At 72.0% G+C, this 14,110-nt stretch carries 7 protein-coding genes; all 7 read left to right on the top strand.

The window, feature by feature from the left end:
• Nucleotides 1-37: 37 nt before the first annotated feature.
• The gene (locus ACN28I_RS01245) at nt 38-2,164 is read left to right on the top strand and encodes a PAS domain-containing sensor histidine kinase (protein ID WP_420940350.1); all 2,127 of its coding nucleotides are present in this window, start codon (nt 38-40) and stop codon (nt 2,162-2,164) included.
• A gap of 296 nt (nt 2,165-2,460) precedes the next feature.
• Complete coding sequence (locus ACN28I_RS01250) at nt 2,461-4,071, top strand: PP2C family protein-serine/threonine phosphatase (RefSeq protein ID WP_420948541.1); 1,611 nt, start codon at nt 2,461-2,463, stop codon at nt 4,069-4,071.
• A gap of 5 nt (nt 4,072-4,076) precedes the next feature.
• A complete protein-coding gene (locus ACN28I_RS01255; RefSeq protein ID WP_420940351.1) occupies nt 4,077-6,611 on the top strand; it encodes a tetratricopeptide repeat protein in 2,535 nt (844 codons plus the stop codon).
• The gene (locus tag ACN28I_RS01260) at nt 6,608-7,516 is read left to right on the top strand and encodes a PhnD/SsuA/transferrin family substrate-binding protein (protein WP_420940352.1); all 909 of its coding nucleotides are present in this window, start codon (nt 6,608-6,610) and stop codon (nt 7,514-7,516) included. The genes ACN28I_RS01255 and ACN28I_RS01260 overlap by 4 nt, the downstream gene beginning before the upstream one ends.
• Before the next feature lie 182 nt (nt 7,517-7,698).
• A complete protein-coding gene (locus ACN28I_RS01265; RefSeq protein WP_420940353.1) occupies nt 7,699-9,888 on the top strand; it encodes a TonB-dependent receptor plug domain-containing protein in 2,190 nt (729 codons plus the stop codon).
• A gap of 9 nt (nt 9,889-9,897) precedes the next feature.
• Nucleotides 9,898-10,755, top strand: a complete 858-nt coding sequence (locus ACN28I_RS01270) for a hypothetical protein (RefSeq protein WP_420940354.1) — start codon at nt 9,898-9,900, stop codon at nt 10,753-10,755.
• 11 nt (nt 10,756-10,766) lie between these two features.
• The gene (locus ACN28I_RS01275; protein WP_420940355.1) at nt 10,767-14,066 is read left to right on the top strand and encodes a protein kinase domain-containing protein; all 3,300 of its coding nucleotides are present in this window, start codon (nt 10,767-10,769) and stop codon (nt 14,064-14,066) included.
• The last annotated feature ends 44 nt before the right edge of the window (nt 14,067-14,110 follow it).

Below are 14,110 nucleotides of genomic sequence, written 5' to 3' on the forward strand. Positions count from 1 at the left end.
TGGTTTTGAACGGGCACTGAGTACACACGTCTCCACCATGTCCGCGCCGTTCCCTCCTGACTTCCAACTGCTCTTCGAGCAGAGCCCGGGCTCCTTCCTCGTCCTCGCGCCGGACGCGGACTTCACCATCGTGGCGGTGAGTGACGCCTACCTGCGGGTCACCATGACGACGCGCGAGCGCCTCCTCGGCCGCCCGCTCTTCGAGGTGTTCCCCGACAACCCGGCGGACCCGGGCGCCACCAGTACGCGCAACGTGCGCGCCTCGCTCGAGCGGGTCATGGCCCTGCGCGCGCCGGACTCCATGCCCGTGCTGAAGTACGACATCCGGCGTCCCGAGTCCGAGGGGAGTGGTTTCGACGAGCGGTATTGGATCACCCTCAACTCCCCCGTGCTCTCTCCCGAGGGCGAGGTGCGCTACCTCATCCACCGGACGGAGGACGTGACGGACTTCGTGCGCCTGTCCCTCCAGGGCGGCGAAGCACGTGCGCCCACGGCGGCTCCCCCGGGCCAGAGCCCGCACCTGGAGCAGGACGCCCTCCGGCGGGGCCAGGCCTTCCTCCAGGCCACCAACCAGGAGCTGCGCGAGGCGGTGCGCGCCCGGGACGAGTCGCTCGCCCTGGCCGCCCGGTCCCGCGCGGAAGCCGAGCGTCAGCGGGCCTCGCTGCATGCGGTGTTCATGCAGGCGCCCACCGCCATCACCATCCTCCAGGGCCCCCGCTACGTCGTCGAGCTGGCCAACCCCCTGGTGTGCCGCATCTGGGGCCGCCGCCCCGAGCAGGTGCTGGGCAAGCCCCTGTTCGAGGCCCTTCCGGAGATCGTCAATCAGGGGGTCGAGGAGCTCCTGGCGCGGGTGCTCACCACCGGGGTGCCCTACGTCGGCAAGGAGCTGCCCGTTCGGGTGGCGCGCCTGGAGGGTGGGGCCGTCGAGGACGTGTACTTCAACTTCGTCTACGAGCCCAGGCGCGACAGCCAGGGCCACGTGGAGGGCATCATCGTCGTCGCCTCGGACGTGACGGAGCTGGTGCGGGCCCGCCAGCGGACGGAGGCGCTCGCCGCCGAGGAGGTGCGCGCCGCCGAGGAGCGGCTGCGCCTGGCCATGGCGGCCATGGAGATGGGGACGTGGGACATGAACCTCACGGCCCGCACGCTGGTGTGGGACGAGCGCATGCGCGCCCTCTTCGGGCTGCCGGCGGACGCCCCCATCGATTACCCCACGCTCCACTCGTGCGTGCATCCCGAGGACCGGGAGCGCGTGAATCGGCTCGCATGCCGGGCGATGGCCCCGGGTGGCCCGGGGGTGCTCGCCGTCGAGTACCGCATCGCCTCCCCGGAGGGCAGGACGCTGCGGTGGGTGAGCACGCAGGGCCAGGTGCACTTCGATGGCTCGGGGCGGCCCACGCGCTTCCTGGGGACCGGCATGGACGTCACGGCGCGCAAGACGATGGAGGCGGAGGCCAAGGCGCGGGCCGACTTCGAGCAGCAGCTCATCGGCATCGTCTCCCATGACCTGCGCAACCCCCTGAGCGCCATCCTCCTGGGCACCCACGCCCTGCTGGGCCAGGAGGGCCTGGGCGAGCGGCAGATGAAGAGCGTGGTGCGCATCCAGTCCTCGGCCCAGCGCGCGGTGCGCCTGGTGAAGGCCCTGCTGGACTTCACCCAGGCGCGCCTGGGGGGCGGCCTGCGCGTGGAACGCCGGCCCCTGGAGCTGGCGCCGCTCATCCTCCAGATGGTGCTGGAGGTCGAGGCGGCCTGGCCCGAGCGCACCATCGAGGTGCACCGGGAGGGCGACACCCGGGGCGAGTGGGACGGCGACCGCATCGCCCAGGTGGTGACGAACCTGGTGACCAACGCCCTCAAGTACAGCCCGGCCGACAGCCGCGTGCGCGTGGAGGCCCGGGGGGTGGATGGCTGGGTGTTCCTCCGGGTGCACAACACCGGCACCCCCATCCCCGCGGACAAGCTGCCCCTCCTCTTCCAACCCCTGAGGCGGGCCACCACCGAGGTGGACAAGGCGGGCCGCAGCGTGGGGCTGGGCCTCTACATCGTGGACCACATCGCCCGGGCCCACGGGGGGAGCGTCGAGGTGTCCTCCTCGGAAGGGGAGGGGACCACTTTCACTGTCCGCCTGCCGCGCTCGGCCCCCCCGGGCGGCCGCCCCTCGTGAGCGGCCACCGCACTGCCAGCGAAATCCTACTCGGGAGGGCCTGGAGAACTACACCTCCCTACCGATAGGGGGACTCGCGCCAGCGGAAAACTGCGCTAGAGTCGCCCGGCTTCCAAGAATTCGTTAGCCGTCGCGCCTCCCCCAGCGCCGATTCAGAGTCCGCCTTGTCCAACGCCCCCCTGCCGTCCCAGCCCCCTCCCAACGGGTCGTTCGAGCAGCACGAGCCCACCCTCACTGGAACCGCCACGCGCGCGGTGGGCCAGACCTCGACGAGGATCTCCCCGTTCCACCCGGAGATGACGGGCACCATCGTCGCCCCGTTGGAGGCCGGTGAGCTCCCCGATGTGGCCGCCATCCGCGGCATGCGGTTGGATCAGCTCCTCTTCGTCACCACCGGCGTGCTGGTGGGGCTCGTCGTGGGCCTGCTGGCCTCGGTGGCCTGGGTCTCCGCCAAGAGCCAGTTCGAGGAGACGTCCACCCGCTTCAACGAGCACGTGAACAGCCAGGCCATCGAGCTGGGCCAGACGCTCAGCCACACCCTGTCGCTCACGTCCGCCACGTCGCTGCGCGACAACAACTACGCCTTCCTCGGCGAGGTGGCGCGCTCCATCATCTCCGACAACCCCAACATCCTCCGCGTGCAGATCTACGACGCGGACAGCCAGCTCGCCGCGGATTCGGCCGAGGACGCGAAGCTGGGCAGCACCACCGAGCGCAAGCCGGAGCGGCGCTGGGGTCCGGCCCTCTACCAGGGCAAGCCCATCATCGAGTACCAGGAGCCCATCGACTACGGCTCCCAGAGCGGCAAGGGCGTGGTGCTCATCAGCTACTCGCTGGAGTCGCTGCAGAAGCAGCTCCACGCGCTGGAGCTGGCCAAGCGCGAGTCGCTGCGCCGCAACGCCACCACCATGGCGGGCCTGGGCCTGGGCTTCCTCCTGGTGGCCGGCGTGCTGGTGGCCATCCAGAGCCGCCGCATCACCCGGCCGCTGGGCGTGCTCACCGGCAAGGTGATGCAGCTGGCCGCCGGAGACCTGAACGCGCGCGCCGAGGAGGTGCGGGGCGCCGGGCGCGAGGTGACCACGCTCGGGGTGGTGTTCAACCACATGGCCGAGCGCATCAGCGTGCTGCTCGAGGACGTGCGCGCCAAGGCCCAGTTGGAGCGCGACGTGTCGCTCGCGCGCACCGTGCAGGAGACGCTGCTGCCCGGCCGTGAGGGCTTCCAGGCGGGTCCGCTGCGCATCGCCGGCCTCGTCGTCACCGCGGACGCGTGCGGCGGCGACTGGTGGATGCGCGCCGCCCTGGACGAGCGGCGGGTGGTGGTGGGCATCGGTGACGTCACCGGCCACGGCCTCGCCACCGCCCTGGTGGCCACCAGCGCCACCAGCGGCTTCACCGCCGCCATGACCATGCGCCCGCCCGAGGAGATCTCCGCCCAGCTCCTCATCTCCTCGCTCAACGTCACCATGGCCCACATGGGCCGGGGCGAGCACCAGATGTCCAGCGCGCTGGCCGTCATCGACACCGAGACGGGCGTCATCGACTACGCGAGCGGCGGCCACCCCAGCCCCATCGTCTTCAGCCGCCAGTCCCGCCAGGTGGCCTCGCTGCCGGCCCGTGGCGCGCTGCTGGGCGCCTCGGCCTCGTCCCAGTACACCTCGCGCCAGGCCCAGCTCCGGCCCGGAGATCTCATCGTCTGGTACACCGACGGCCTCACCGAGTGCCGGGACGGCAGCCAGAAGCAGTACGGCACCCAGCGGCTGGCCGCCGCCCTCCAAGCCAACGCCCACCTGTCCGCCGAGGCCCTGCGTGACGCCATCCTGGCCGATGCCCGCGCCTTCAGCGCCGGCCTCCCGGCCCAGGATGACATCACCGTGGTCGTCGCCGAGTTCAGCCCCGCCTCCCCATGAGTCGCATGCGCTCCTCCCGCCCCTCCGTCCGCCGCCTCGTCACGGCCCTCGTCCTCGCCCAGTCGCTCACCGGCACGGCCGCGTTCGCCCAGTACCGCCCACCCCCCATGACGGAGTCGCAGCGGCTCGTCCGGGAGGGAGAGACGGCCATGGTGGACGCGAGCACCGCCGCCACCTCCGGTGACAAGAAGCGCGCCGAGGCCCGCAACCGCAAGGCCCTGGAGCTCTTCGAGAAGGCGCTCGCCGCCGAGTCCACCTCCGTGCCCGCCGCCGCCGGCCTGGGCACCGTGGGCCTCGCCCTCCAGGACTACGAGCGCGTGGCCACCCGCGTGGCCCCCGTGTACGCCGCCCACCCCGAGTCGCTGGAGCTGGCCCACCCGCTGGGCATCGCCCTCTTCAAGCTCAAGCGCTACGAGGAGGCCCTGCCGGTGCTCCAGCAGGTGTCCGTGGCCAACCAGCCCGAGCACCTGCTCGTCCACTACTACCTGGGCAACTACTACGCCCTCGTGCTCATGGAGGGTGACGCCACCGTCGCCGAGCTGCAGGCCTACCTGGCCCAGCGCCCGGACAGGCTCGCCGCCAATGACTATCAAATCCACGAGCTGCTCGGCCGCGGCCACCTGCTGCGCAACGACCCCGCCGCGGCGCGCCTGTCCTTCGAGCGCGCCCAGGTGGGCCGCCCCGAGTCCGTCTCCATCCAGATGGGGTTGGGCGCGGCGATGGAGCTGGAGGGCCGGATGGCGGAGGCCATGGCCCTGCTCCAGGGCCTCACCCTGCGCTTCCCGCGGGTGCCCGAGGCCAAGGAGCGCCTGGGCCGGCTGCTGCTGGAGTCCAATGACGTGCCGAGCGCCGAGGTGCAGGCGCTCGCCCTGGTGAAGCTGGGCGGCACGGCGCCCGCGCACATGCTGCTGGGTGACGTGCGCATGGCCCAGGCCCGGCCCGCCGAGGCGGAGACGGAGTACCGCAAGGTGCTGGAGCTGGCCCCGGGCGGCGTGGCCGCGCAGATCGCCGTGGGCATGGCGCTGCAGAAGCAGGGCCGCAACGAGGAGGCCATCTCCTTCCTGGAAGGCGCCGTGCAGTCGGGCGCCGACAGCCTGGAGCTCTGGTCCACCCTGGGCAGCGTCAACCGCCGCGCCGGCCGCTACGCGCGCGCCGTGGAAGTCCACCGCCGCGTGGTGGAGATGGCCCCCAAGCTGGCGCTCGGCCACGTGCTGCTGGGCGCGGACCACTTCGCCACCGGCCAGTGGGACCTGACCATCGAGGACTACACCCAGGCCCTCAAGCTGGAGCCGGATCACGCCGACGCGAAGAAGTGGCTGGCCCGCGCGCTGGCCCACCGCGCCCGGGACCGGGCCGGCAACGGCCGCGTGGATGACGCCGTGCGCGATCTGCGCCGCGCCTACGACTTCGAGCGCACCACCGCCATGGCCCGCCGGCTGGGCGCCGCCCTGCTGCAGCAGGGCTCCCACGCCGAGGCCCGCAAGGTGATGGAGCAGGGCGTGCAGCTTCCCGAGGCCGCCTGGCGCGAGCACCTGCTGCTCGGCTACGCGCGGCTGGGCACGGGCGCTCCCAAGGAGGCGCTCGCGGCCTTCGAGAAGGCCGGGCAGATGGCGCCGGACCTGGCCGCCCTGTCGGACGTGTCCGCCGGCTCGGCCCTCGCGGAGATGGAGCTCGGCCAGGTGGACGCCGCCCTCAAGCGGCTGACCGATCCGGGCACCTCCAAGCGCGCCATCGAGGTGACGCGCGCCAACCTCTCGCGCGCCTACCTGCGCCGCGCCTTCGCCCGGCTGGAGTCCGGGGATGGCACCGGGGCCCGCCAGGACGTGGAGTCCGCGGAGCGCGCCGGCCTCGGCGGCAACCAGTCCGAGCTGGGCCGCCTGTCCACCTTCGCCAAGGGGCTCGCCCAGACGGAGGAGGGCCGCTTCGGGGACGCGGGCGCCCTCTTCAAGCGCGCGCTCACCCCCACGCCCGGGTGGGCCCGGCCCAACACCCGCCAGCTCGTGGACGCCTTCCTGCTCTACCGCAACGACAGCCTGCCGCGGGCGCGCCGGATGCTGACGCTCGCCTCCAAGCGCCCCATTCCCGAGCAGGCCCCGTTCACCGCCGCCTTCACGCTCGCCCTCCACCGCCGCGAGGCCGAGCGCGCCTACAACTCCGGCAACATGCGCGTCGCGGAGAAGGCCTTCAAGGCCGCCCTGGCCCTCTCGCCGGACAGCGCCGCCCTGCAGCACAACCTCGCCTGCGTCGCCTACCGCGGCAAGAAGGCCAATGACGCCGTGGCCATCTGGCGCAAGCTCGAGGGCACCGTGCCCCAGGCCTCGCTCAACCTCGGCATCGACGCCCAGGAGCGCCGCCGCGAGATGGGCCAGGCCGTCGACTCCTACCGCCGCTACCTCGCCTCGGGCGCCACCCCGCGCGCCGCCGCCGTCCGCGAGTGGAAGGACCGGCTTCAGATGATCTACGGCCTGGCCGAGCCGGCCTCCGCCCCGACCTCCAACCCCGAGCCCTCCAGCGCCACCGCTTCGGATACCACGCCATGATTTCCCCCCGCTCGCTCCTCCTGGGCCTCGCGCTGCTGTGCGCCTGGGTGCCCGCCGCCGGCGCGGCCCCCAAGAAGGCCACCCTGGGCGTCTTCCTGCCCACCACCCTGAACGACGGCCAGCAGCGCTTCCAGTTCGCCGAGGCGCTCGCCGCGAAGCTGTCCGCGGCCACGGGCCGGCCCACCGCGGCCAAGAGCTTCGCCCGCTACGAGGACTTCTCGAAGGCCGTCTCCGAGGGCATCGTCGACTTCGCCGTCCTGGACTCCTGGGCTGCGGTGCAGCTCGGCTCCAAGGCCACCCCGGTGGCGCTCGCGCCGCTGTCGGGTGAGACGGCCCAGCGCTGGGCCATCGTCTCCACCTCGCGCGGCTCGGTGAAGGACCTGGCGGGCAAGCGGCTCGCCATCGTCAAGGGCGCGGGCGCGGCGGACCCCAAGTTCGTCACCAACGTGGTGTTCGCCGGGGACCTGGACGCCAAGAAGCACTTCAAGCTCACCCCGGTGCCCAACGTGGAGTCCGCCCTCAAGATGCTGGAGGCCAAGGGCGCCGAGGCCGCGCTGGTGCCGCTGGCCCACGTGCCCGAGGGGGTCCGCGTCCTCTTCCGCAGCAGCAAGGTGCCCGGCGCCGTCCTGGTGGGCATGCGCGGCGACGAGGACGACCTGAAGGAGAACCTCAAGAAGCTCGAGCCGGTGGCCCCCTTCGGCGCCTTCGCCGCCATCCAGGGCAGGGAGCTGGAGGACTTGCGCAAGCTGCTGCAGAGCGGCCCGCCCCGCCGCCAGCCCGTCCTGGTGGAAGTCCCCGCACTGCGCGTGGACACCCGGGCCTTGCTGGAGCCCGCCGTCCTCCAGCCGGTGCTGCCCTCCTTCGCCGACGCGCTGGATGTGTCGGCGGAACAGCCGGACGACTGACGGGGTGGGGGGGGCGACTTTCCCCTCGTGGAACCGTTAAAGTAGCTACACTTCAACAACCTGGGCGTTCGAGGACAGCCGTCGCGAAGACGGCCAGGGGAGCGCCTTCTCTCTCAATTCGCGGGACGTAGAGAACGATGCACTCGACTCGAAACGCTTGGCTCCCGGCTCTTGTCGGGCTGATGTGTGGCCTCACCGCCAGCGCTGGGGCGGCGCAGACGAAGTCTTCGTCGCCGGCGCCCACCCGCAGCACGGCGCCGGATGCCCCCAAGGCGCGCAAGCCGCTGCCGCTGCCGTCTCCTTCCTCCTCCAACGTGCCGCAGCGCGCGCCCTTCACGGGCCCCGCCGCCTCCCGGCCGCTGCCTCCGCCCTCGGCCCTGGCCGGGGTGGACATTCCGGATCCGCTCGCCACGCCCGAGGCCTCCTCGCTCGAGGACTCCGTTCAGCAGCTGCTGAGCGAGGCGGTGGTCTCCACGGCCTCCAAGCGCAACCAGCGCATCTCCGACGTGCCGATGACCATCTCCTGGATTCCCGCCGAGGAGCTGGAGGGCACCGGCCAGTTCTCCCTGTGCGAGGCCATCCAGTACTTCCCCGGCATGGAGTGCCGCCGGGGCGCCATGCGCAAGGCGGCGGTGAGCGCGCGCGGCCTGGGCTCCAACTACCTCTCCAACCGCCTGCTGCTGCTGCAGGACGGCCGCCCGCTGACGGACCCCTGGACGGGCCAGTTCTACGCGGACGAGACCACGCCGCTGACCAACCTCAAGCAGATCGAGGTCATCCGCGGCCCGGGCTCCACGCTGTACGGCTCCAACGCCTTCAGCGGCGTCATCAACATGATCACCCGCCAGCCCAAGGATCTGATGCAGGACGGGCGGGACTACGGCGCGGACGGGCGGCTGTTGATCGGCCAGGACCGGACCTGGCGCGCGCAGGCCACCGCGGCCGGACGCGGCGGCCCGGTGGAGGCGCTCGTCAGCTACTACGGCTTCGGCTCGGACGGCCCGCAGCTCTTCAATGATCCGAAGGTCGGCCGCGTGGACACCAACGAGGATTCGCTGGTGCACCAGGTGAGCGGCAAGGTGAACGTGAAGAGCCTGACGCTGGACGCCAACTTCACCAGCGGAGAGATCGGCCGCCCGGGTGGCCACCAGATCTCCACCGTGGGCAACTGCGGCCGTTGCCACTACACGCCCGACGACGTCGAGCGCGTGCAGAACTTCAACGCGAGCGCGCAGGTGGATCAGCAGGTGACGGACAACCTGCGCGTGTTCGCCCAGGCGTACACCTTCTTCAAGCGCCGCCAGGTGGAGATGGAGAACGCCTTCGACGAGGATCGCCCGCAGGCGCCGCTGGGCAAGCGCCGCCGGCTGGGCGGCGAGGCGCGCGGCCTGCTCACCCTCGGCGATCTGACCGTCACCTTCGGCGGTGACTACAAGAACGACCTGGTCAACAACGCCAACGTCCTGCCCGGCCTGTCGCTGGAGGACACCACCCAGGACATCCTCGGCGGCTTCGTCGACGCGGAGTACCGGCCCTTCAGCCAGCTCGTGCTCGGCGCGGGCGCCCGCTACGACAAGTACATGATTCCGGAGAAGGTCTGGCAGGCGCGCACGGATCAGATCTCCCCGCGCGCCAGCGTGGTGTTCCACGCCCGTCCGGAGCTGACCTTCCGCGCCAACTACGGCCGCGCCTTCCGCGCGCCCACCCTGGCCGAGCTCGCCATCAACCAGCAGATGTACGCGGCCACGCTGCTCGGCAACGGCACCCTGCGCGCCGAGACGCTGGACACCGTCGAGGCCTCCGTCGACTTCTGGCCCTTCAACCGCACGGTGCGCCTGACGGGCACGGGCTTCTACAACCTGGCCAAGAACTTCATCAACCAGGAGCTCCTGTTCGGCTCCACCTCGCAGTTCAAGAACGTGGGCGATGCGCGCGTGGCGGGCTTCGAGGCGGAGGCCGCGGCGCAGGTGGCGGCCATCAACTCCTCCTTCGACGTGTCCTACCAGTTCCTGGACGCGCGGGCGCTGGCCTTCGAGGGCCGGCCGGAGCGGCCGCTCGACTACGCGCCCCAGCACCGCGTGTACGCGCGTGGCCGGACGAACTTCGGCAAGTTCGCCTTCGCCGAGCTGTATGCGCTGTACGTGGGGGAGCGCTTCGACCCGGGCTTCCAGGTGAGCGCGGACACGGGGAAGCTCGAGCAGGTGAAGCTGCCCGGCTACTTCACCGCCACCGCGCGCGTGGGTGCCAACGTCACCAAGGGCCTCACGGTGTCCGTGCTCGGCTCCAACCTCTTCAACGCGAAGTATGAGGAGTCCCACGGATTCCCCGCGCCCCCGCTGAGCGTCTTCAGCGAGGTCAAATTCCAGTACTGAGCCGTCATCGTGAGATTCGCCCACCACCCGGGGGCCGCCACCGGCCTCCACCTCATCGCAGATGTCTCCCTGGCTCCCGCCACGTTGGAGCAGGCCGCCCCCGCGCTCGTGCGCAGCGGCCTGCCGGTGGTGGCCAGAGGGGGCAGCGCGCGCGCCCCGGCCCGCGAGCTGGTCCTCTTCGACGGACGTCTGGGGCCGGCGCACGCGGCGCTGCTGGAGCGCACGCCTCCGGCCCTGCTGCTGGCCTCGCGCGAGCCGGGGGGCCTTCCGTCCGCGTGGGAGACGCGGGTGCTGGGCGCGCTGCTGCGCGGTGAGTCGTTGCTGCCCCCCGGGGCACCGGCCGCGAAGCTGTGGCTGGAGCGGGTGGTGGATCTCAAGGGCGCCTCGTCCGAGGCCGCCGCGCTGGCGGAGTCCTCCAAGGGCAGCCGGAGCGCGGCGAGCATCGCGGCCGAGGTGATGCACGAGCTGGCCGCCAACGCCCTGTTGGACGCGCCCGCGGATGCGAATGGCACGCCGTTCTATGCCCACCGGCGCGATTCGGTGCAGGCGGTGGCGCGGGAGCACGTGTGCCAGGTGTCCCTGGCGGTGGGGGAGGGCGGCATCTTCCTGGAGGCGGTGGATCTCTTCGGGCGGCTGACGCCCGGGCCCATCGCACGGGCGGTGGCCTCGCTGGGCGCGCGCATGCAGGTGAATGCCTCGGGCGGTGGGGCGGGCCTGGGCATGCGGCGCATCGTGGAGGCGTGTGATTTGATCGCCGTGCGCGTCGTTCCGGGCAAGGAGACGCGGATGCTGGGCGTGGTCGGGTTGGGGGAGGCACGCCGCCGGGCCGCGCTTCCCAAGTCGTTGCTGTACTTCCAGTCGGAATGAGGAGCGGGACGGTGGAGACGCAGGGTTCCAATGCCACTATCAGCCGCGTTCGCGTGGGTACCATCAACCACGTGCGCATCGGCGGCGTCATCGACGAGACGTTCCCGCTGACGTCCACGTCCTCGGATCTCGGGGGGCTGCTCATCGTCGACCTCGGCCAGGTGGAGCGCATCAGCTCCTTCGGCGTCCGGCGGTGGATCGAGTTCGCGAGCAAGCTGCCCGCGGGGGGCATCGCCCTCTACGTGGTCAACGCGCCACCGGTGATGGTGGATCAGCTCAACATGGTGGAGGGCTTCTCCGGCGTGGCGCGGGTGCTGTCGGTGCTGGCGCCCTACACGTGCCGCGCGTGCGGAGAGGACCGGCTGCGCCTGGTGGACCTGCAGTCGGAGGCGCCCATCATCGCCGAGGGCCGCGCCCCCGAGCACTCCTGCCCGGTGTGCGCCGGCAAGCTGGAGTTCGCGGATCTGCCGAGCGAGTTCTTCGACTACGCCCAGCGCCAGCAGTTCGGCACGGTGGACCCGGTGGTGATGCGCTACCTGCGCGCCACCACGCCCAGCGCGCCCACCGCGCTCACCGCGCACCTGAAGATCGTCCAGGACGACATCACCTACGTCTCCCTGGCCAGCGAGCTGAAGGCGGACCTGAACGTGCGCCGGCTGGCCTCGGGCCTGGAAGGGCGCGTCGCCTTCGACTTCTCCCACGTCTACAAGGTGGAGCCCGAGGCCGTCGCGAAGCTGGAGCAGGTGCTGGCCACGGCGGCGCAGGGCGCCAAGGTGGTGCTGTGCCGCGTGCCCCCGCCGGTGCTCAACGCGCTCAACCGCTTCACCAAACCGCTCACCGCCCAGATTGGCACGCTGTGGCTGCCGTGCGAGTGCCGCAACTGCGGCCATGAGCACCAGCAGCGCGCCCTGGCCTCCGAGTACCTCGCCAAGCTGCGCGCCAACGCCAGCCCCGAGCGCGAGTGCCCCATCTGCGGCGGCTCCGCGCGTCTGCCCTCCATCCCCCAGCTCGTGCCGCTGCTCAGCCGCTCCTCGCTGGTGGAGAAGCCGCTGGAGGACATCGAGGCGCTCGAGCCCCGCGCCCTCAGCCAGTACCTCTTCGGCTCCACCAACGTGGATCCGAACGCCAACAAGGGCGGCAGCTCGGACATCAGCAACTCCTTCGGCGCCACCAAGCTGCAGATCATCCGCCGGCTGGGCCAGGGCGGCATGGCCGAGGTGTTCCTCGCCAAGCAGGTGGGCGTGAAGGGGTTCGAGAAGTTCGTGGTGATGAAGAAGATTCTCCCGCAGTTCGCGGAGAATGCTGAATTCGTCGACATGCTCTTCGCCGAGGCGCGGGCCAACGCGCGCCTCACGCACCCCAACGTCGTGCAGACGTTCGACGTGGGCATGAACGACGGCGTGGCGTACATCCTCATGGAGTACGTGCGCGGCCCGGACCTCAAGAAGTTGATGAACGAGCTGCGGCGCAAGGGCCTGGCCCTGCCGCTGGAGCACGCGCTGCGCATCGTCGCCGAGACGGCCGCGGGCCTGCACTACGCGCACGCCTACGTGGACCCGGCCGGCGTGCCCCACCCGGTGGTGCACCGCGACGTCAGCCCGCACAACGTCCTCATCTCGCTCGACGGCGCCATCAAGCTGAGCGACTTCGGCATCGCCAAGGTGCAGGGCGAGGAGAACACCCAGGCCGGCGTGCTCAAGGGGAAGATCTCCTATATCTCCCCCGAGGCGGCCGCAGGCCGCGCCCTGGACGCGCGCAACGACGTGTTCGCCCTGGGCGTGGTGCTCTTCGAGCTGCTCACGGGCACGCTGCCCTTCAAGCGGGACCACGACGCGGCCACGCTCAACGCGATCGTCCGTGAGCCGGCGCCCGTGCCGTCCCAGCTCAAGCCGACCATCCCCCAGGACGTGTCGGACCTCATCCTGCGCGCCCTGGTGAAGGATCCGGCGCGGCGCACGCCCTCCGCCTCGGCCATGCGCGAGGAAATCGAAGCGGTGATGGCCCACCACCGGCTCAACTCGTCGCCGGCGGCGGTGGCCCAGTTCTTCAAGGCCACCCTCGGGGACCGGCTCGCGGAGTTCGGGCCCACCACCGCCCCGGGCGGCTCCACCGGCTCGCACCCGAGCATCCAGGGCACGGGCAGCGCGACGCGCGTTCCCTCCGGCGGAACGGGGGAGCTGGCGGCGCCTCCGGGCACCGGCTCCCGGCCCGCGGTCGGGTCCGGCACCGGGCAGTTTGGTGGCGCGGCGCCGTCCGCCACGCGTTCACCGGCGCCTCCTCCGGCGACTCCGCCGGCGCCTCCTCTCGAGACGCCTCTCGAGGTTCCTCTCGCGACGCAGGGCGCGGACGAGCGCACCGAGGTCTACCGGCCCGCGCAGCAGGGCCTCATCGCGCCCAAGGCGCTGTCGCCCGAGCCTCCCACGGTGTTGCAGCCGCCCGTCCCGGCGCGTGCGTCCATGTCCGGCGTGCCCGTGGTGCCGCCCCCGCATCCGACCGTGCCGTCCCGACCGGCGGCCATGGTTCCGCCGCCCGCGGTGCCGCCGCGCGCGTCCATGTCCGGCGTGCCCGCGGTGCCGCCACGTCCCTCCGGGCCCGCGCCCGCGGTGCCGCCCCGTACGTCCATGCCTTCCGTGTCCGCGGTCACCGGCTCCCGGCCCGCGCTGCAGCCCTCGGTGCCGGTGTCCCCCCGGACGGCGACGCAGGTGGCGCCCACGGCGGCCCCGGTGGGTGCTCCTCCCAGGGCTCCCGCCGCCCCGGCTCCGCAGGCCGCCATGTCCGCGGCCCGGCCCGCGCCCCGGCCGTCGGCGCTCAAGTGGGCCGTCCTCGGCGTCGCCGGACTGCTGGTCGTGGGTGGCGCCGCGGTGGTGGTGCCCCCGCTTCTCTCGGCCGGAGGCGTCGAGATCGTCAACCGCGAGCCGGGCGAGCAGCTCTACGTCGCGGGCCTCCGGGTGGAGGATGCCCGGGGCCTCAACCTGGAGGGCGCCAGCCAGTTCGTCGTCTCCACGTCGATGAATGGCCGCCTGCGCCGCTTCGGCATTCCGGTGAGCAAGGACGTCATCGACGTGCGCGCCCTGCCCGAGGCCAGGCCGGAGCCGGGCAGCAAGGGCACGCTGCGCGTGGGCGGGATGCCGGGCTGCTTCGTCAAGCTGGGCCCGGACATGCTCCCCGGTGCGACGCCGGTGTCGGCGCCCATCGCGGCCGGCATGGAGCTGCAGGTCACCGTCACCTGTCCCAACCAGCCGGTGTGGTCGCGCTGGGTGATGGCGGTGCCGGGGCAGGAGCTGGAGGTCGTTCCGCTACCGAAGAACTAGAGGGGTCTCCCTCCACGGAGGCCCTCGGGCCAGGGTGCGTCACG

Origin of the sequence: Archangium gephyra (assembly GCF_049060025.1) — a bacterium.
Lineage (GTDB): Bacteria > Myxococcota > Myxococcia > Myxococcales > Myxococcaceae > Archangium > Archangium gephyra_A.

What these genes read in the sequence shown, in the direction of transcription:
- ACN28I_RS01250 (WP_420948541.1), top strand. Translation starts at nt 2,461, where the DNA reads ATGACGGGCACCATCGTCGCCCCGTTGGAGGCCGGTGAGCTCCCCGAT.
- ACN28I_RS01265 (WP_420940353.1), top strand. Translation starts at nt 7,699, where the DNA reads ATGTGTGGCCTCACCGCCAGCGCTGGGGCGGCGCAGACGAAGTCTTCG.
- ACN28I_RS01255 (WP_420940351.1), top strand. Translation starts at nt 4,077, where the DNA reads ATGCGCTCCTCCCGCCCCTCCGTCCGCCGCCTCGTCACGGCCCTCGTC.
- ACN28I_RS01260 (WP_420940352.1), top strand. Translation starts at nt 6,608, where the DNA reads ATGATTTCCCCCCGCTCGCTCCTCCTGGGCCTCGCGCTGCTGTGCGCC.
- ACN28I_RS01245 (WP_420940350.1), top strand. Translation starts at nt 38, where the DNA reads ATGTCCGCGCCGTTCCCTCCTGACTTCCAACTGCTCTTCGAGCAGAGC.